Consider the following 20,573-nt stretch of genomic DNA (forward strand, 5'->3'; position numbering starts at 1 on the left):
TCGAATGACGCAAATGATCCGGAAATTCTTTAGCATGGAATCAAGCAGTGGGGTGATGCTGATATTCGCCTCTATTTTAGCAATGTGGGTCGCAAACTCGTCACTACAAGGGTTGTATGAGGAAGTTTTACATATAAAGTTGGTTGGTCTATCACTGCGTCACTGGATAAATGACGGACTTATGGCAGTGTTTTTCCTGCTGATTGGACTGGAAGTTAAACGAGAACTGTTTATCGGTGCTCTGAAGAAAAAAGAAACAGCGATGTTTCCTGCGATCGGTGCTGTCGGTGGTATGCTCGTTCCTGCCTTAATTTATGTTTTCTTTAACCAGGGTGATGCCTTGGCTGTTCAAGGCTGGGCGATTCCTGCTGCGACTGATATTGCGTTTGCTTTAGGGATTATGGCGCTATTGGAAAGCCGGGTACCGGCCAGTTTGAAGGTCTTTTTACTGGCTCTGGCGATTATTGATGATTTGGGCGTCATTGTCATTATTGCACTGTTCTATAATAGTGATCTCTCTGCACTGGCACTCTCTGTCGGCTTAGCGATGACAGCAATTCTGATTCTGATGAGCTATAAACGGGTTACCAGTCTGACACCCTATCTGATTATTGGCGCGATTCTCTGGGTTGCTGTGCTCAAATCCGGTGTTCACGCCACGCTTGCCGGGGTTGTGCTTGGGTTCTCGATTCCTCTGAAAGGAAAAGATGTACACTCATCGCCGTTAAAGCAACTGGAACACTGGTTGCATCCCTATGTCTCTTTCATTATTTTGCCTATCTTTGCGTTTGCCAATGCAGGCATTCCGATGGACGCAATTTCAAACGAGGTACTGAGCAATCCGGTTCCTGTCGGAGTGGCGTTAGGACTCTTGCTTGGTAAACCGCTCGGTGTGTTCAGTTTCTGCTATGGTGCGCTGAAATTAGGCGTGGCAAAATTACCGCGAGGCGTGCAACTGAAACAAATCTTTGCGGTGTCTGTGCTGTGTGGTATTGGTTTTACAATGTCGATCTTTATTTCTTCGCTGGCGTTTGGTGAAATTGCTGAAGCATTAGATACTTATGCAAGGTTAGGAATCCTGATGGGGTCAACGATTGCAGCAATACTCGGATATGTTTTATTGCGACTTGCTTTGCCGGCAGAAAAAAATGCAAAAGCTGCTATCTCCGACGAAATTTAATGAACAAATAGCGGTGAAATACGAGGGCTTTTGTCCTCGTATTTTTTTATGGAATCGTTCAGAGAAAATAATTGCAACCCGTGTCCGTTATATGTTAGATTTCGCGACAATCTCGGAGTGAATATCACTTTCTGGGGGATACGCGTAGTGAACATTCAGGCTGATTGTGTCATTACGTAGGGTAGGTATCAGCAAGTCCTTTTGTTGATAGACGGGATACTCTAGTCGTGGGAGCGGCATCGAAATGGGAAACCCAACATTGAAACCATATATTTTATCTTCATTAATCAGCTTTGTTCTTCCTCAGTGCCCTGTCCAACAAGACAGTAGCATTACTGAACCTTGATACCCAGCAATCGCTGATTTTCCACTTTATTTATTGTGTCTCTAAACGCGTCTGGCGTATATATCCGTTTGTCCAGATGATGTGAGAGGCCGGTTGCTATTACCCATCCTTATTATTGATATTTTTATTCCTTAATGATGGGCGTTTTTCCTGAGGGGGCGCAGATGAGTACTGCCTTTGAAGTCAATCAAAATCTTTCACCAGTTTTTTCATCACAAATACCTGACGTAAAAGGTGTTTATGATTTAACACCGGATCAGGTACTTTTAGATCAAGAAAAGTACGAATCTGAAGTCCGTTCGTATCCCCGTCGTTTGCCAATCGCGATCAAACAAGCTTATGGCCTGCTGGTTGAAGATACACGGGGTCAGGTCTTTCTCGATTGTCTTGCCGGTGCCGGGACTTTAGTGCTTGGATATAATCATCCGGAAATCAATCAGGCGTTAAAAGAGCAGTTAGATTCAGGACTGCCTTACCAGACGCTTGATATGACCACACCAACCAAAGATCATTTCATTAAGCAGGTTCGGGCATTCCTTCCTGAAGAGCTAGCTTCGAACTGTGCGATTCAGTTTTGTGGCCCTTCCGGTGCTGATGCCGTAGAAGCTGCGATTAAGCTTGCCAAACAGACAACAGGTCGTAATACCATGTTTGCATTCCGTGGTGCATACCATGGTATGACGAACGGTACGATGGGGATGATGGGGAACTTAAATACCAAAGCCCGTCGAACCGGTTTGATGTCTGATGTTCATTTTATGCCGTTTCCTTATAACATTCGCTGTCCGTTTGGTTTGGGCGGGGAAGAAGGCGCCCGTGCCAGCATTCGTTACATCGAACGTCTGTTAGGCGACGATGAAGCGGGGATCATGAAGCCGGCCGGGATTATTGTTGAACCGGTTCAAGGGGAAGGCGGCGTTATTCCTGCTCCTGCATTCTGGTTACGTGAACTTCGTCGTATTTGCGATGAGCACGGTATTTTACTGATTTTTGATGAAGTTCAGTGCGGTGTCGGCAAAACTGGTTATAACTTTGCGTTTGAAGAAGCAGGCATTGTCCCGGATATTCTGTGTCTGTCTAAAGCCATTGGTGGTGGATTGCCAATGTCGCTGTTAGTGTTCAAAAAAGAAGTCGATACATGGCGTGCCGGTGAGCATACCGGTACATTCCGTGGTAACCAGTTGGCAATGGTCTCCGGTGCTAAGGCGCTCGAAATCATTCAGCGTGATAACTTAGTCGAGCATGCCAATATTGCCGGCCAATATTTACGGATGGGACTGGAGAAAATCCAAAGCCGGGTCAACTGTATTGCCGAAGTTCGTGGTAAAGGCTTGATGCTGGGCGTTGAGATCAAAGATCCTCAAGGCGGTCTGAATAAATTTGGCGAACCGAAAGCTGATGGCGCATTGACGCTGAGAATCCAGCGCGCGGCTTTGGAAAGAGGCCTGATGGTTGAAAAAGGCGGCCGTGAAGGTTCGGTGATTCGTTTTCTGCCACCGATTATTATCTCTTACGAACAGATTGATTTTGCGCTGCGTGTTTTAGAAGAGGCCATTTTAGTGGCAGGTGGTGGTGAGAAGTCACCTGAAGCACCTTCTCAGGCTGAATGGAAGAAGCATTTTATTCAGACCGGACATCAGGGCAGCGAGCAATTTACCAAAGTCATGAATCACACTACCGCTGCGATGAAATCAATTTTTGAAGCGGTTCAGGCGCCTTATTCCGGTATGGAACCTTCACAGTTGGAACAGGCGATTTATGCGGTCGATTTAGATCATAAAAATGCGTTGCTGACCGATGTGATTTCCGATACGGCACAATTAGTCGGTGCGAACTCGATCATTGTTCAGCACCCGAACTGTATTGCACATTTACATACGCCACCGCTGTTAGCCTCTGTTGCAGCGGAGTCGATGATCGGTGCATTGAATCAGTCAATGGACTCATGGGATCAGTCATCTGCGGCAACTTATGTTGAACAGTGCGTGATCGATTGGATGTGTACTAAGTTCCGCTTAGGTGAGTCATCTGACGGTGTCTTTACCAGTGGCGGTACGCAAAGTAACCAAATGGGCTTGCAATTAGCACGTGACTGGATTGCGGATAAGCTAAGCAGTCACTCGATTCAGAAACTGGGCTTGCCGGGCTATGCCGATAAATTGCGGATTGTCTGTTCTAAGAATGCGCACTTCACGGTGCAAAAGGCTGCATCTTGGATGGGGTTAGGGGAAAAAGCCGTATTGACGGTTGATTCTCTGCCGAACGGAACGATGGATGCCACTCAGCTTGCGGGTGTCGTTGAACAGGCTAAGGCTGAAGGTTTGATTCCGTTTGCGGTGGTCGGTACGGCAGGAACGACTGATCACGGTGCAATTGACGATTTAAATACCATTGCAGACGTCGCTGAGCAGCATGACTTATGGATGCATGTTGATAGTGCCTACGGTGGTGCGCTAATCCTGAGTCGCCATGCGGATCGTTTAAATGGGATTGAACGCGCTCGTTCGATTACAGTCGATTTTCATAAACTGTTTTATCAAACAATCAGTTGTGGTGCATTTCTGGTTAACAATAAGGCCGATTTGAAATATCTGCTGCATCATGCTGATTATTTGAACAGAGAACATGACACATTGCCGAATCTGGTGGATAAGTCACTGTCAACAACCAGACGTTTTGACGCATTGAAAGTCTATATGACGATGCAAAGTGTCGGACCGGTCGCGTTGGGAGAAATGTACGATCACTTAATCCAACAGACACAACAGGTCGCGCAGTTAATTGATAATGCTGCCGGATATGAATTGTTATCTCAGCCATCATTATCTACGGTTTTATTCCGTGCTGTACACCCAGCGGTCACTGATCTCGATAAGTTGAATCAGCAAGTACGTATTGAAGCGTTGACTCGCGGGATTGCCGTACTTGGTGAAACGGTGGTGAATGGCCAAACGGCTTTAAAACTGACCATTTTGAATCCATGTTTAGACATCAGCGATTTTGAATCGTTAATGGAGAAAATTACACAGCTAACTCATGAACTAGTCGGATAATTAAGGTAATAGGACTATGTCAATTTTACAAATTGGAGCAGGAGGTGTTGGTTGGGTTGTCGCACATAAGGCAGCTCAGAACAACGATATTTTAGGTGATATTACGATTGCATCCCGAACACTTGCAAAGTGCGAAAAGATTATTGAATCTGTACGTCGTAAAGGAAACCTGAAGAACTCGCAAAAGAAGTTAGAAGCTCGTGAAGTTAACGCAGATGATATTGATGCTTTAGTCGCGTTAATTCACGAGGTTCAGCCTGATTTAGTGATCAATGTTGGCCCCCCGTGGGTCAACATCCATGTTATGGAAGCCTGTTATCGGGCGAAAGTTTCCTATTTGGATACTTCTGTTGCGGTTGATCTCTGTTCTGAAGGTCAACAGGTACCTGAAGCCTACGATTGGCAATGGGAATATCGTGACAAGTTTAAAGACGCTGGTATCACCGGTATTCTCGGAGCTGGTTTCGATCCCGGTGTGGTCAGTATTTTTGCCGCTTATGCGGTCAAACATCTGTTTGATGAGATTGACAGCATTGACGTCATGGATGTCAATGCCGGCGATCACGGGAAGAAATTTGCGACCAATTTCGATCCTGAAACCAATATGTTAGAAATTCAGGGCGATTCATTTTACTGGGATGACAACGAATGGAAACAGGTCGGTTGTCATACTCGAATGCATGAGTTTGATTTTCCAGTCGTCGGTAAACATAAAGTTTACTCCATGGCTCACGATGAAGTGCGTTCGATGAAAGAATTTATTCCGGCAAAACGAATCGAGTTTTGGATGGGATTCGGCGATCGTTATCTGAATTACTTTAATGTGATGCGAGATATCGGTTTATTAAGTCCTGACCCACTGACATTACCTGATGGCAGGGAAGTCCAGCCACTGCATGTTCTCAAAGCACTGTTACCGGATCCGACATCTTTGGCTCCCGGTTATACGGGGAAAACCTGTATCGGGACTTGGGTTCAAGGGCAAAAAGACGGCAAAGCGCGGAGTGTTTTCCTCTATAACATCGCAGACCATGAAGTTGCTTATCATGATGTTGAGCATCAGGCGATTTCTTATACAACCGGTGTTCCTGCCATTACAGCGGCGATTCAGTTCTTCCGTAAACAGTGGGCTGAGCCCGGTGTTTTCAATATGGAACAGTTGGATCCGGATCCGTTCCTCGAGACTATGCCAAGTATTGGGTTGAATTGGGATATGCAAGAGCTCGAAGTCGGTCAGCCTGATATCCAAATCCTGAAATAATTGATATTTTGTTCGTCGTACTGACGATAATAATCCATATCAAACAGCCGTAGCATGTGATGCTATGGCTGTTTTTTAACCTGTCACCGTACGGGATGTGGTTCTTCATCAATGCTGAGTGGCGCGATGGTGTCGTTGAGCAAGGACCTTCACCTGTGTACATGGTAACCATGAGTAATCGGTAAGTGAGTCATGCAAAAAAGTGAATTAAAAACACCTTATTTTATGATTGATGAGTCTAAATTGATTCACAATCTTGAAATCGCCAAACAGCTTAAAGATATTTCCGGTGTGAAATTAGTGCTTGCCCTCAAGTGTTTTTCCACATGGGGAGTATTTGACATCATCAAACCCTATCTGGATGGTACAACAAGCTCTGGTCCTTATGAAGTGAGGCTGGGTCATGAGACATTCGGTGGTGAGACACATGCTTATAGCGTTGGTTATAGTGAAGATGATGTCAAAGCAGTCGCAGATATCTGCGATAAAATGATTTTTAATTCACAGTCACAATTAGCGGCGTATCGTCATTTGGTAGAAGGAAAGGTATCGTTAGGGCTGCGTTTGAATCCCGGAGTGAGTTATGCCGGTCAGGATTTAGCAAATCCGGCTCGTCAGTTCTCCCGATTGGGCGTTCAGGCGGATCATCTGGATTCGAGTGTGTTTGAGTCTATTGATGGTGTCATGTTCCACATGAACTGTGAAAATAAAGATGTTGATGCATTTATCCGCCTTTTAGAGTCAATTTCAACACAGTTCGGTACTTATCTGGATCAGCTCGATTGGGTCAGTCTTGGCGGTGGCGTATTCTTTACTTGGCCGGGATATGATGTTAAGAAACTGGGGATGGCTTTAAAAGCATTTGCTGAAAAACACAATGTTCATTTATATCTTGAACCGGGTGAAGCCATTATTACTCGTACAACTGATCTGGTCGTGTCTGTTGTCGATATCGTTGAGAATGAGATGAAAACTGCGATTGTGGATTCTGCAACAGAAGCACATCGTTTGGATACCTTAATCTACAATGAGCCGGCTTCAGTCTACGAGAGCAGTCAAAATGGCGAACATGAATATGTCATTGGTTCTTGTTCATGCTTGGCTGGGGATCAATTTTGTATCGCAAAATTCGATCAGCCGCTTGAGATTGGCCAAAAGCTCCACTTAATGGATAGTGCAGGGTATACCATGGTGAAACTCAACTGGTTTAACGGGCTGCGGATGCCTTCTGTCTATTGTGAACGGAGCAATGGTGAAGTACAAAAACTCAATGAGTTTGATTACACTGATTTTAAACGTTCATTATCTCAGTGGTCTGTACAGTAAGACGGACAATTGAAATATCCGATGATATAAAAAATCCCCCAGTGATTGATATAATCGTGGGGGATTTTTTTGTGGCGTTGTGAAAGGGCGCCTACAGTTTAAACATCATCAGTTTGTCATCTAATTGTTGAGACATGCTGGCTAAACGTTCACTTTCTTTGGCGAGTGTCGTTGCTGAGTCTGACATTTCCTGTGCAGCATCGTTGATGCCGGAAATATTACGGTTCATCTCTTCAGCAACAGCACTTTGCTCTTCGGCAGCCGTGGCAATCTGTGCTGATTTATCACTGATATGCTGGATATGAGTAACAATTAATTTTAGGTCGCTACCGGAGCCTTCCGCACACTGGACGCTATTGTAAGCCAGATCCTGACTTTTCTGCATCGCATCAGCCGTGCTGACTGCCAGTTGTTGCAGCCGATTAATGGTGCTCTGAATCTCTTCTGTGGATTGGTTCGTGCGGCTGGCCAAATTACGCACTTCATCGGCAACGACTGCGAACCCACGTCCTTGTTCTCCGGCACGAGCAGCTTCTATCGCAGCGTTTAGCGCCAGTAGATTGGTTTGCTCGGAAATTCCGCTAATCACCGAAGTGACTTCACTGATTTCCATCACGCCTTCTTTAAGTTTATTGACCCGATCAGAAGCAACTTCCAGTTCTTGAGATAATGACTTGATACTCTCAACGCTTGAGGCGACATCCTGATCGCCAAGTCCGGCTTCTTGACTTGCTTCCGCAGTGTCTTTGGCAGTTGATTCTGCATGGTTGGCAACCTCTGCGACAGTTGCACTCATCTCATTCATTGCGGTGGCGATTTGGGTGAGCTGATCTTTCTGAGAACTGACCGCTTGGCTGGTATCTTCAGCAGAGTTGGCAATTCGATTGGCTGCTTCAGACAGTTGTTTTGCTGATTTGACAGACTCATATAAAGCGGTCCGAATCGAACTGATACTCTCATTAATCCGTTGGGCAAGCACACCGATTTCATCTTTGCCCATAATTGGAATTTCAACGGTCATATCGCCATTCACAATATGATGCATTGTATTTTTGATTTGCTCCAACGGAATAATAATTGCCCGGGAAATGACGGTTCCGAGTAAAATCATCCCTGCGACAATCAGGAGTGTGGATAGCCCCATTTTGATTAATAATGCGGATTTTTCATGGTCAATATCAGCAACGAGCATTCCTGAACCGATAATCCATCCCCAAGGCTCATAAATATTCAGGTAGGAAAGTTTATCACTGAATTTTCCATCTTCGCCTTGGAAGCTGTAAAGAACCATGCCGCCGCCTTTTTTCTGGCCGGCCTCAACAAAATCAAACCAGCGTTGATCATCAGGGTTATCGGCTTGTCCCATTTGCTTACCATCCAACTCTGGTTTAATTGGATGAACAATGACATAACGTGACTTATTTAATGTAAATAGATAATTATCTCCGTCAAACCGAGTCGCATTCAGTAATAATTTTGCTTGTTTTTGAGCTTCTTCTTTTGGGAGAGTTTGGTCGAGGTAAGCAATCTGAGAAATAACGGATTCAATGACAGCGGAAAGACGTTGTTTTTTTTCAGTGAGTAAGTTCCTTTCTAATGTTTGATTTGCAATTATGAGTAATATAACAAAACCGACAATAGCGACTAACACGAGACAGGCTAGCTTTCGGCTGACTTTCATATTTCTTAGCATTGACATGACGTTTACCTCGAAGCATCTACAAAAGGTGCTTGTATATTATTATTTCAACAATATTATCCACTATTATATTTCATAATGGTCCATACAAGTATGTCCGCAATAACAAGCAGTTATTTTGCTGATTAGATCATATAAATATGTAACTGACAATATTGTTTTTTGCGACATAGTTGTCATTTCTTAACATAAGAATCAATATTTTTATCCATTTATATATTTATATTGTTGTACCAGATTGACGCATTGATGAACTGTCAATCATGACTTGGGTGTCTTCGCTCAGCGATTCCAGTTCACTAATGATGTCATCAATTAATAATGTCTCTGGCAAGCGGAGGGAAATATGTGCCGTGAATAAGCTGGAATTGACCCCATGACTGTCGGAAATAAATATGCGTTGACAATTCATATCTAATACTCTAATTCGTTGGCTATCAAGCAGGTGAGTGATTTCATTAACGATGCCCGCTCTATCGTTCGCGTCTATTCTCAAATTATATTCTTTTTTCTGCTCCGTATCGTGAGCCTTACTATCGGTAATTATTGTTGATAGGTTTGGCTGTGACAGAAAAGCATCTTTGATATACATTTCGGTCTCTTCAGGGGCTGAAATTTTGATTAATGCTGCGACACGATTTTCTAAATAATTAATTTTACTTGTTATCCATTGCCCTCCGTTTTCATGGGTAATTGCGGCTAGATGATGGATATCCGCTGGTGAAGCATCACCGATGAAGCTGACAATAAATAGGTGGGTCATCCGTTTTCTCCTTACCAAGTTTACTGGCTGATACTATTATTTTAGGCTGAGGTGGTGTGATTAGCTGAATGTTTTACAGTTTTGTTAGTTGGATCTGATCTTTCGTTCGATTGAGAACGAATGGATGGCTAAACTTCTATCAGCTTGAAATCAAAGCAAATGAGACGGAGAATAACAAGTTTTTTCCTCTCGTGTATTGTATGATGTAACAACGTAAGTCTCTGGGGCGGAGAATAAGGTCAAATCCGCTTTCGTGCCTAGGGGTTTTGGACTGAATAAAAGGTTTTGGTTATGCTAAAAGTTGCGATGCTTAGTACCGGTGAAGAAGTGCTTCATGGTGATATTCAAGATACGAATGCAGCATGGTTATCCAGTCTCTTTTTTGAACAAGGCTATCCACTGACAAAGCGTTCAACCGCTGGCGATAACCGTCAGGTGTTGCGTGATGAAATTCTCATGCTCGCTTTAAATTCAGATGTTTTGATCGTCAACGGGGGTTTAGGGCCGACCAGCGACGATCTTTCCGCTGAAGTGGCCGCTGAAGCGGCTGAACAGCAGTTGACGTTGTTTCCCGACTGGCTTGAAAAGATGAAAGCTCGTTTCGCTCAGCGTAATCTGGTGATGTCTGATAGTAATATCAAGCAAGCGATGTTACCGGAACATGCAACCCTGTTAGACAACCCGGTTGGTACTGCTTGTGGGTTTAAAGTTGAAATACATAGTTGCCTTTGTTACTTCACTCCCGGCGTCCCGTCAGAATTTCAAAAAATGATCAGTGAACAAGTGCTGCCGGATTTAAACCGACAGTTTCCGGATGTCTCCGATTTAGCTTGCCATCGTTTATACACTTTGGGGTCGTCTGAGTCTGTTTTAGAAGACTTGCTTCAACAGGTTGAACTGCCTGACGAGTACCAGTTGGGTTTCCGCGCTTACCTGCCTTTTATCGAAGTCAAATTGTTCGGACCTGCGGGGCAGGACAATGAAATGTACCGGTTGATGGAAGAAATTTTTACCCACGTCTCCGAATGGACTGTCAGTATTGATCAGCCGATGCTGGCGCAACTTTCACAAGTGATGCATGAAAGCGGTAAAACACTGGCAATTGCTGAGCAGTCAACCCGAGGTTGGTTGGTGGACTGGTTGTTCAGTGATGATGCGATTTTTGAACAATGTGGAAGTAGCTGGGTACTGAGTCCGAAAGTTTCTGAGAAGATGTCCGCTCAGGATCCGGTTTCTGCTGTATTGGCACTAGCCAGTGCAACGAAAGAGAAGAGTGAAACGGAACTGGCTCTCGTCACGGGAGAGTTTCGCGAGGATGGCTTTACGCTGGCGTTATCTTCTTCTGAAGGGGAGTGGGCACAGCAGCTCAAATTCAAACGGGATTATCGCGCGGATGAGCGGAAAATTTTAATCGGCACGATTGCCGCTGATATGTTATTGCGTTATCTCTCTTCAAAACCCGTTTTTGGTAAGTACTCATCAACGTTGTCGGAGAAACAGATTTATATTCCGGCAACATCCTTATAAATTAATTTCATTATAAATCAATTGATTATATGCCGGAGTGCTGTTTTGCTCCGGTGTGTTTAGTATTACCTCATACTAAATCAGGGAGGGTAATACTTTGAATTGCCACCTTATAATTTCAAAGAAAATCTGATTATTCTTTATGCGTAAATTGTCTAATGTTTAATTCAATGATTTCTTAAGTGTTTCCTTATTCCCTCAAAAATGGCTATACCCAAGAGTGCCTTGTTCACGCTAAACTGAAATCTCGTGGAATTGGATACGGCAGGAGGCTGACATGCAGAGTCATTCAAAGATTCTTGTTTGGTATAAAGTTGCAAGTCAACAAGTTGTTTTGGGGGAAGCATATCAGGATATGAGGGATCAACTGGTTTCACTTTGGTTAGATACACCGACGGAAAACGACCTGATGAGCGATTTGGGCTATCATATCTCATTGTTTGGGGATGATGGACGGAAAATAGCCGATAAAGCAATATCAATGCTGACTGCTGATCAGTTATTGGGTAAAGCACAACGGTTTGGTGCAGCCGGGAAAACAGAGGCACGGCTATAACGACTAAGAATCAGCCATAGCCGTGTGACAAATATCAGATAAGTGTTGATTTGATGGTAACCGGCTAGGCTCGCTTCACTTTATGCGCGTAATGCACATCCTGAAGTTCTATTTGTTGACCACTTGCCCGGCAAATACAAGGTAAGATCTCATCAGATTGTGTATACGCAATCGCAAATCCCACATACTCAACTTCCCCAGCAGATAATTTACATCGACAGGCACCACAGTGCCCGTCTCTGCAATTATATTCAACATTCAGCCCTGCGTTTTCCATCGTTTCCAGTAATGTCTCGGAGCCGTTGGATTCGATTGAGAGCGTCTGATTGATTTTGATGGTCGGCATAATTACAGCTCAAACCCTTCAAAGTCATCAAGGTTGACTTGATTATCAATCTGGCCGACCAGATAGGAGCTGATCTCTGCTTCCTGAGGAGCAACCTGAACATTGTCTGAAGACAACCAGGCATTAATCCAAGGAATCGGGTTATTGACAGCGCTCGGATAAGCCACTTCCAGCCCGACGGCCTGCATACGGATGTTGGTTATATATTCGACATATTGACAGAGAATATCTTTGTTCAGGCCAATCATTGAGCCATCTTTAAACAGATACTCTGCCCATTCTTTTTCTTGCTCGGCTGCGGTTTTAAACAGGTCAAAACATTCTTGCTTGCACTCTTCTGCAATTTGAATGAATGAGAAATCATCCTGGCCATTGCGCAGCAGATTGAGCATATGCTGTGTGCCGGTCAGATGCAGTGCCTCATCACGAGCAATCAGCTTGATAATTTTAGCATTACCTTCCATGAGTTCCCGTTCAGCAAAGGCAAAAGAGCAGGCAAAGCTGACATAGAAACGGATCGCTTCAAGTGCGTTAACTGACATCAGACACAAATAGAGCTTTTTCTTTAACTCATTGAGACTGACAACCACAGTCTGATTATTAATCACGTGTTTGCCTTCGCCATAACGATGATAGTCGTTGGTCAGTTTGATCAGTTCATCATAATAGTGGGCAATATCACCGGCACGTTTGATGATATGTTCATTTTCAACGATATCATCGAAAACGGCTGCCGGGTCATTGACGATATTACGGATAATATGCGTGTATGAGCGGGAGTGAATCGTTTCAGAGAAAGACCACGTTTCAATCCATGTTTCTAATTCAGGGAGTGATACCAAAGGCAGCAGCGCAACGTTTGGACTCCGTCCCTGAATAGAATCAAGCAGGGTTTGATATTTCAGATTGGAGATGAAAATATGTTTTTCATGATCCGGCAGGTTGTTGTAGTTAATGCGATCCGTCGATACATCAACTTCTTCTGGACGCCAGAAGAAAGAGAGCTGTTTCTCGATTAATTTTTCGAAGATCTCATATTTTTGTTGGTCATAACGCGCCACGTTTACAGGCTGACCAAGAAACATCGGTTCTTTGAGCTGGTTATTCTTTTTTTGTGTAAAAGTGCTGTAAGCCATAGTTGCCTCAATCTGTTTCACCCTCTCATTTAAGAGAGGGTGTAAAATTGGTATATGTTGACAGAGAAAAAGTCTGTAAGGTATGCGTTAAATCTTACAAGCGCCACCGGCACAATCATCATCTTCAGCGATTATTGATGAGGTGACATCTTTCTGGTCATCTTTCGCGCCATCTCTCGTATTATGATAATACAGAGTTTTCACACCAAATTTGTAAGCTGTCAGCAGATCTTGAAGCAGTTGCTTCATCGGAACTCTGCCACTGTCGTAACGAGTCGGATCATAGTTTGTATTGGCAGAAATAGATTGGTCGATAAATTTCTGCATGATACTGACAAGATGCAGATAACCTTCATTCGAACCAATATTCCACAGGAGCTCGTAGTTCGATTTCAACTCGATAAACTCAGGAACAACCTGCTTCAAAATACCGTCTTTCGACGCTTTGACTGAAATATAGCCGCGAGGTGGCTCAATCCCATTGGTTGCATTGGAAATCTGAGAGGATGTTTCTGAAGGCATCAGAGCAGTCAGCGTCGAGTTTCTCAAACCATATTCCATAACATCGGCACGAAGTTGATCCCAATCATAATGCAGCGGCTCTGCACACAGTTGATCGATATCCTTTTTGTAAGTATCAATCGGCATCAGGCCTTTCGCATAGTTGGTTTCATTAAAGGCAGGGCAGCGACCTTGCTCTTTTGCCAGATTCATCGATGCTTTTAACAAATAATATTGCATGGCTTCAAAAGTGCGGTGAGTGAGGGCATTGGCACTCCCGTCTGAATATTTGACGCCATGTTTTGCCAGATAGTAAGCATAGTTGATCACACCAACACCCAGTGTCCGACGGTTCATGGTTGCTTTACGTGCGGCAGGGAGTGGATAATCCTGATAGTCAAGCAGGGCATCCAGTGCGCGTACAACAAGGTCTGACAGACCTTCAAAGTCATCCAGAGACTGAATTGCGCCTAAATTGAATGCTGACAGCGTACACAGTGCGATTTCGCCTTCTTCATCTTCAACGTTGTTCAACGGCTTGGTTGGCAGCGCAATTTCAAGACACAGATTCGACTGGCGAACCGGAGCGACACTTGCATCAAACGGGCTATGCGTGTTGCAGTGATCGACGTTTTGGATATAAATCCGTCCGGTGGACGCCCGTTCTTGCATCAACAGTGTGAATAGCTCAACTGCTTTGACGGTTTCTCTCTTAATCGACGTGTCATTTTCGTACTGGGTATACAAACGTTCAAATTCTGCCTGATCTTGGAAGAAGGCATCATAGAGTCCCGGCACATCAGAAGGCGAGAACAGAGAGATGTTGCCGCCCTGAACCAGACGTGTATACATTAATTTGTTGAGCTGTACACCATAGTCCATATGGCGGACTCGGTTTTCTTCTACGCCACGGTTATTTTTGAGCACCAGCAGCGACTGTGCTTCACGATGCCACAGCGGATAAAAGACGGTCGCTGCACCACCGCGAACGCCCCCTTGAGAGCAACATTTGACAGCAGTTTGGAAGTATTTATAAAAAGGGATACAACCGGTGTGAAATGCTTCTCCGCCACGGATTTCAGAACCGAGGGCACGAATACGACCAGCGTTGATACCAATACCTGCACGCTGTGAAACGTAACGGACAATAGAACTTGCTGTTGCATTGATTGAGTCGAGACTGTCACCGCATTCGATCAATACGCAAGAGCTGAACTGGCGCGTCGGTGTACGGACTCCCGACATAATCGGAGTCGGTAAAGAGATCTGAAACTGTGAGGTCGCATCGTAGAAACGTTTGACATAGCTCAGTCGGGTCTCCTGAGGATATTTGGCAAACAGGCAGGCTGCGACCAGAATATACAGAAATTGTGCGCTTTCATAGATTTGTCCGGTAACCCGGTTTTGGACGAAATACTTACCTTCTAACTGCTTGACTGCAGCATAAGAGAAGTTCAGATCGCGGCGATGATCGATATAGTTGCCCAGTTCGATCCACTCGGCTTGTGTATAGTCTTCGATCAGATGACGATCATATTTACCCATCTCAACCAATTTAGTGACATGGTCGAACAGGGTGGGTGGTTCATACTGACCGTATGCTTTTTTTCTCAGATGGAATACCGCCAGTCTGGCAGCAAGATATTGATAATCCGGAGAATCTTCAGAGATTAAGTCAGCTGCGGATTTAATCAGCGTCTCGTGAATGTCGGAAGTGGTAATGCCATCATAAAACTGGATATGGGCTCGGAGTTCAACTTGTGAAACCGATACATTGTGCAGCCCTTCAGCTGCCCATGCGATAACCCGATGGATCTTATCTAGATCGATTTGCTCTTTACGTCCATCGCGCTTCGTAACTGTGAGTTGTTGGTTCATTCTGCTTTATTTCCCTAACAAAACTGATAAGACCGGCTATGAATTATTTTAGATTTAGGGTCTTGCTTATCTGATATAAATAACATTATGCGTCAAACACAATATATAGGGTCTTCGTACCTTGCGGATTACAAGATAGTGCTATTGTGAGCTGATTTCAAGTTTGTCATCAGGGGACATCTTGTGGATAACCACCGCATGAAATTTTTTTGTTAGTAGCTGCTTACTGAGAACCTGTTTTGACAAGAGAATGGCGAAAACAAGTAATATTTATTTGAGTGAAGTTCCACTAAAATGAAAAAAAAACAGCTTGATCTTTAGAGATAAATGATCAGATCAAATATCTGGTGTTAATTTCATCAATATGTGTAAAAGTTGTGCATGGAAAGCCATACACGCACTTGTTATCAGGGATTGAAATGACATCATTCAGGCAATACTGTATGCACAATATAATTGACATCAACCCGATGGCCGAGGCGATAGGTTTGAGTCACGGGGTTGTAGTGTAGTCCGGTGATTCCCCGGCCTTGAAGCTGCGTTTGATCAATCATCCGGAATAATTCGGAAGGGCGGATGAATTTTTCATGGTCATGGGTGCCGTCCGGGACAATCTTCAGCAACTTTTCTGCACCGACAATGGCAAACAGATAGGACTTTAGGTTCCGGTTCAGTGTCGAAAAGAACACATGTCCACCGGGTTTAACCAGCCGGGCACACGACTGAATAATCGATTGAGGCTCAGGGACATGTTCAAGCATCTCCATACATGTGACGACATCATAAGTGGCCGGATGCGATTGTACGTGTTCTTCAATCGTGCGCTGAACATAATCGATTTGTAAGTGGTTTTCCAATGCATGACGCCGCGCGACTTCCAACGGTTCTTTCCCCATATCAAGACCCGTCACTGTTGCGCCCTCACGTGCCATACTTTCAGCGAGAATACCGCCGCCGCATCCGACGTCCAGAACTTGTTTGCCGAATAGTCCGTTTGATTGCTGTAAGACATAATCCAGCCGGAGCGGGTTGATTTGATGCAGGGGTTTAAACTCTCCTTCCAGATCCCACCATCGGGAAGCCATGTGTTCAAACTTTTGAATTTCTTTCGGGTCCACATTCTGTGTTGTCATTTTCAGATCCGTTGTTGATATCTACATTGTCGTAAACGCGATGTACCGTTTCGCTGGTTGTATTATACAGAAATGCAATGCCCCCGAAAGTTTCAGGCTCTGAAACAAGAAATATTTACAATCTATTCACCTAGTCAATTTATTTTGACCCGCGAATACAGTGACGACTATCAAAACTTGATTGTGTGATGCGTCGAAAAAATGCACTGGTGAATCAATGACTCTTGAAGAAATGAGTAAAATATAAGCAGTTAATCTGCGACCAGTGTGACAAGCTGAGAAAAGGAGAGGGAAAGTAATGCCGAAGTAGCAAAACCTGTGTTATATTTTCCGGTCTTATACGTATCGAATATACGATCAAACTATAGAGGGACAATGGCTCTATGAGCGATCTAGCTAAAGAGATCACGCCTGTCAGTATAGAAGATGAGCTGAAAGGTTCATACCTCGACTATGCAATGTCAGTCATTGTAGGTCGGGCACTTCCTGATGCACGTGACGGACTTAAACCTGTGCATCGGCGAGTACTGTACGCAATGAGCGTGTTGGGGAATGATTGGAATAAGCCCTATAAAAAATCGGCTCGTGTTGTCGGAGATGTGATTGGTAAGTATCACCCCCATGGTGATAGTGCGGTCTATGACACGATTGTACGGATGGCACAATCGTTTTCACTTCGTTATATGCTGGTCGATGGTCAGGGAAACTTTGGCTCTATTGATGGTGATTCTGCGGCAGCAATGCGTTATACCGAAGTTCGGATGGCAAAAATTGCCCACGAATTGCTTGCCGATCTGGATAAAGAAACCGTTGATTACGTCTCAAACTACGATGATACCGAGCAAATTCCAGCCGTATTACCAACAAAAGTACCTAATCTGTTGGTCAATGGTTCTTCAGGAATTGCAGTTGGTATGGCGACCAACATCCCGCCCCATAATTTAGGGGAAGTTATCGATGGATGCCTTGCTTTCATTGATAATGAAGATATTACGATTGATGAATTGATCGAGTACATTCCGGGTCCTGATTTTCCTACCGCTGCCATGATTAGCGGACGGAAAGGTATCATTGATGCCTATAAGACCGGACGGGGAAAAATCTATCTGCGTTCAAAAGCCGATATTGAAACTGATAAGAATGGCCGAGAAACCATTGTTGTTACTGAAATTCCTTATCAGGTGAATAAAGCGCGTCTGATCGAGAAGATTGCGGAGCTGGTCAAAGATAAAAAAGTCGAAGGTATCAGTGCACTACGCGATGAGTCTGATAAAGACGGGATGCGGATTGTCATCGAGTGTAAGCGTGATGCTGTCGGAGAAGTTGTACTGAACAATCTGTATTCACAGACTCAGTTGCAAACAACTTTCGGCATTAATATGGTTGCACTTGATAACGGGCAGCCAAAACTGTTTAACCTGAAAGAACTGCTAAAATGTTTTGTTGATCACCGCCGTGAAGTGGTCACCCGTCGTACTATTTTCGAATTACGCAAAGCACGGGATCGTGCCCATATCCTTGAAGGTTTGGCGCTTGCACTGGCGAATATTGATGAGATCATTGAACTGATTCGTCGTGCACCGACACCGGCAGAAGCAAAAGCGGGGCTATTGGCGCGTGGTTGGTCTCTGGGCAATGTTGCAGCGATGCTGGAACGTGCGGGGGTCGATACTGCACGACCTGACTGGCTGGAGCCGCAATATGGTATTCGTGACGGTCAATATTTCCTCACAGAACAGCAGGCACAAGCAATTCTTGAGTTGAGATTACATCGACTCACTGGGCTTGAGCATGAAAAGATTCTGGATGAGTACAAAGCCTTATTGGATGAAATCGCTGAATTAATGTTGATTCTTTCCAGTACAGAACGGCTCATGGAAGTCATCCGGGAAGAGCTGGAAGCTGTCAGAAACGGCTTCGGTGATAAGCGTCTGACTGAAATTACCGCAGCCTCACATGATATTGATCTGGAAGAGCTGATTGCGCGTGAAGATGTTGTCGTAACCTTATCGCATGAAAGATATGTAAAGTATCAGTCACTGAGTGACTATGAGTCACAGCGTCGCGGTGGTAAGGGTAAAAGTGCCACGAAGATGAAAGATGAAGATTATATCGAACGTCTGTTAGTGGCGAATACACACGATAATATTCTGTGCTTCTCAACACGCGGTAAGGCTTATCGTCTGAAGGTGTATCAGTTACCTCATGCGACTCGAACTGCTCGAGGCAAACCAATCAATAACATTCTTCCTCTGGAAGAAAATGAACGGATTACTGCGATTCTTCGGGTTGCTGAGTACGCGGAAGATAAGTTTATCTTTATGGCGACCGGTGACGGTACGGTGAAGAAAACACCGCTTGATCAGTTTGCGAATGTCCGTTCCAACGGTTTGATAGCAGTAAACTTGCGTGATGACGATTCATTGATCGGTGTCGATATTACTGATGGGAACAATGAGATTATGTTGTTCTCTAAATTCGGTAAAGTCGTTCGCTTTAAAGAAGCCGAAGAAATCGCTGTCGTGGATGAAAATGGTCAACCAGTGCTGGATGAAAATGGCCAGCCGGAGATCAAATTCAAAGGCGTAAGACCAATGGGGCGTACTGCATCTGGTGTGCGAGGCATGAAACTGGCTGATGGTGATCAGGTGGTATCGTTAATTGTACCGAAGACCGATGGTAATGTACTCACAGTCACTGAGAATGGTTATGGTAAGCGCACCAGCCTGTCTGAATACCCAACGAAAGGTCGTGGTACTCAGGGGGTTGTTTCAATCAAAGTCTCTGAGCGTAATGGTTGTGTTGTCGGAGCCGTACAGGTAGACAGCGGTGATGAATTTATGATGATCACCAATGCCGGAACATTAGTCCGGACCCGTGTCGGAGAAGTGAGTCAGGTTGGTCGTAATACTCAGGGTGTTACTTTGATTCGTACGTCAGAGGATGAGAAGGTTGTCGGCTTACAACGAATCGAAGAAGTGGAAGACATCGTTATCGAGTCTGAAGATGAACCGACAGACGGTACGGCTGAGGAACAGCCTTCTCCGTCAGATGTATTACCTTCAAATGATGAGGCTTCAAACGATGAGGCTTCAAATGACGAGGATAATAATTCAGATGAACAGGACTCGTCTGATAATGATTAGTTTTCACTAATATCAGCGATAGTTCTCATCAAACCGGGCGATTTGCCCGGTTTTTTTATCTGATTGACAAGTTTGTGATTGGATTTTGTGTGGGGTTGACATCGTAATTAACAATGAAATTAACAAGTTACTCAATTGCTCCTAGCAAAAAAAAGTAACATTAAGTGTGATAATGATTCCATTAATTGAACTTTCATAGGACAATAAATGAGAAAATGATAAAATTTTTTCACTTGTTACCGATAATGGATAGATGCAGTGGACTCTCAAGTAACTCAGTTGAAGAAAGATTTCTACCAGCAGATTATGGCGCAGCACGCGTATGCATTTCCAAATACGTCTTCGACATTATCACTTTTGACTGATGAGGAGCTGGAGCAGATTGAAAGAGTTTGGATCGAGCTGATCATGTGGAAAAAATCGCAGACGCATTAACAGGTAGCGGCTCATAGATATAAAGAAACCCGATGAATCAACAGATTATCGGGTTTTTTGTATAGAGAAAACCCCCAGCTAGGCTGGGGGTTCCGTAAAGCTTACAGCTATAAGTCAGTTATATAACCCCTTTCAATTTGATAAAAACGTCTTGTGGTCTGGCAACTACAAGAGTTAATTAAGAATTGAAAGGGGGTCCCAATGGGGGACGAAAAGAGCTTAGCGCACACGCGCTGGAACTGTAAATACCACATAGTCTTTGCACCGAAATATAGAAGGCAAGTGTT

14 protein-coding genes and 1 pseudogene are annotated in these 20,573 nt (G+C 44.2%); 9 read left to right on the forward strand and 6 right to left on the reverse strand.

The genetic code is table 11. The features are described 5' to 3' along the window. Nucleotides 1-4 precede the first annotated feature (4 nt). From nhaA to nspC, 4 genes are all read left to right on the forward strand, one after another. On the forward strand, nucleotides 5-1,180 hold the full coding sequence (gene nhaA, locus VR7878_RS09935) for a Na+/H+ antiporter NhaA (RefSeq protein ID WP_077335758.1): 1,176 nt from the start codon (nucleotides 5-7) through the stop codon (nucleotides 1,178-1,180). Between the two features lie 510 nt (nucleotides 1,181-1,690). Then, nucleotides 1,691-4,579, forward strand: coding sequence for a pyridoxal phosphate-dependent class III aminotransferase (locus tag VR7878_RS09945; protein ID WP_077335796.1), 2,889 nt, complete (start codon nucleotides 1,691-1,693; stop codon nucleotides 4,577-4,579). A 16-nt stretch (nucleotides 4,580-4,595) separates the two neighbouring features. Further along, nucleotides 4,596-5,840, forward strand: a complete 1,245-nt coding sequence (locus VR7878_RS09950) for a carboxynorspermidine synthase (RefSeq protein WP_077335762.1) — start codon at nucleotides 4,596-4,598, stop codon at nucleotides 5,838-5,840. A 192-nt stretch (nucleotides 5,841-6,032) separates the two neighbouring features. Beyond that, nucleotides 6,033-7,166: a carboxynorspermidine decarboxylase gene (gene nspC / locus VR7878_RS09955; protein ID WP_077335764.1), complete on the forward strand. Its 1,134-nt coding sequence runs from the start codon at nucleotides 6,033-6,035 to the stop codon at nucleotides 7,164-7,166. Between the two features lie 91 nt (nucleotides 7,167-7,257). Here nspC and VR7878_RS09960 read toward each other — a convergent pair whose 3' ends face one another. Next, nucleotides 7,258-8,865, reverse strand: a complete 1,608-nt coding sequence (locus VR7878_RS09960) for a methyl-accepting chemotaxis protein (RefSeq protein ID WP_077335766.1) — start codon at nucleotides 8,863-8,865, stop codon at nucleotides 7,258-7,260. 220 nt (nucleotides 8,866-9,085) lie between these two features. Then, on the reverse strand, nucleotides 9,086-9,628 hold the full coding sequence (locus VR7878_RS09965) for a glycine cleavage system transcriptional repressor (protein WP_077335768.1): 543 nt from the start codon (nucleotides 9,626-9,628) through the stop codon (nucleotides 9,086-9,088). 291 nt (nucleotides 9,629-9,919) lie between these two features. On the opposite strand from VR7878_RS09965, the gene VR7878_RS09970 reads away from it, so the two are divergent. Next, complete coding sequence (locus VR7878_RS09970) at nucleotides 9,920-11,155, forward strand: CinA family nicotinamide mononucleotide deamidase-related protein (RefSeq protein ID WP_077335770.1); 1,236 nt, start codon at nucleotides 9,920-9,922, stop codon at nucleotides 11,153-11,155. A 277-nt stretch (nucleotides 11,156-11,432) separates the two neighbouring features. Beyond that, complete coding sequence (locus VR7878_RS09975) at nucleotides 11,433-11,711, forward strand: 30S ribosomal protein S6 modification protein (RefSeq protein WP_077335772.1); 279 nt, start codon at nucleotides 11,433-11,435, stop codon at nucleotides 11,709-11,711. 64 nt (nucleotides 11,712-11,775) lie between these two features. On the opposite strand, the gene yfaE is transcribed toward VR7878_RS09975, so the two are convergent. The 4 genes from yfaE to ubiG form a co-directional block, all read right to left on the reverse strand. Continuing rightward, entirely contained in the window at nucleotides 11,776-12,057 is a 282-nt protein-coding gene (yfaE, locus tag VR7878_RS09980; RefSeq protein ID WP_077335774.1) for a class I ribonucleotide reductase maintenance protein YfaE, read from the reverse strand. A gap of 2 nt (nucleotides 12,058-12,059) precedes the next feature. Continuing rightward, nucleotides 12,060-13,193 carry a class Ia ribonucleoside-diphosphate reductase subunit beta gene (gene nrdB, locus VR7878_RS09985; protein WP_077335776.1) on the reverse strand — a complete coding sequence of 378 codons (1,134 nt, stop codon included), beginning with the start codon at nucleotides 13,191-13,193 and terminating at the stop codon, nucleotides 12,060-12,062. 87 nt (nucleotides 13,194-13,280) lie between these two features. Then, a complete protein-coding gene (gene nrdA, locus VR7878_RS09990; RefSeq protein WP_077335778.1) occupies nucleotides 13,281-15,572 on the reverse strand; it encodes a class 1a ribonucleoside-diphosphate reductase subunit alpha in 2,292 nt (763 codons plus the stop codon). A 425-nt stretch (nucleotides 15,573-15,997) separates the two neighbouring features. After that, a complete protein-coding gene (gene ubiG, locus VR7878_RS09995; protein ID WP_077335780.1) occupies nucleotides 15,998-16,705 on the reverse strand; it encodes a bifunctional 2-polyprenyl-6-hydroxyphenol methylase/3-demethylubiquinol 3-O-methyltransferase UbiG in 708 nt (235 codons plus the stop codon). 383 nt (nucleotides 16,706-17,088) lie between these two features. Here ubiG and gyrA point away from each other — a divergent pair, with 383 nt between their 5' ends. The 3 genes and pseudogenes from gyrA to VR7878_RS10005 form a co-directional block, all read left to right on the forward strand. Beyond that, nucleotides 17,089-19,851, forward strand: coding sequence for a DNA topoisomerase (ATP-hydrolyzing) subunit A (gyrA, locus tag VR7878_RS10000; RefSeq protein ID WP_077335782.1), 2,763 nt, complete (start codon nucleotides 17,089-17,091; stop codon nucleotides 19,849-19,851). 306 nt (nucleotides 19,852-20,157) lie between these two features. Next, entirely contained in the window at nucleotides 20,158-20,286 is a 129-nt protein-coding gene (locus VR7878_RS21240; protein WP_205409447.1) for a 3-demethylubiquinone-9 3-methyltransferase, read from the forward strand. A 201-nt stretch (nucleotides 20,287-20,487) separates the two neighbouring features. Next, nucleotides 20,488-20,573: pseudogene (locus VR7878_RS10005) on the forward strand (IS200/IS605 family transposase); the annotation flags it as partial.

It is taken from the genome of Vibrio ruber DSM 16370 (genome assembly GCF_900163965.1).
In the GTDB taxonomy this organism is placed as follows: Bacteria; Pseudomonadota; Gammaproteobacteria; order Enterobacterales; family Vibrionaceae; genus Vibrio; species Vibrio ruber.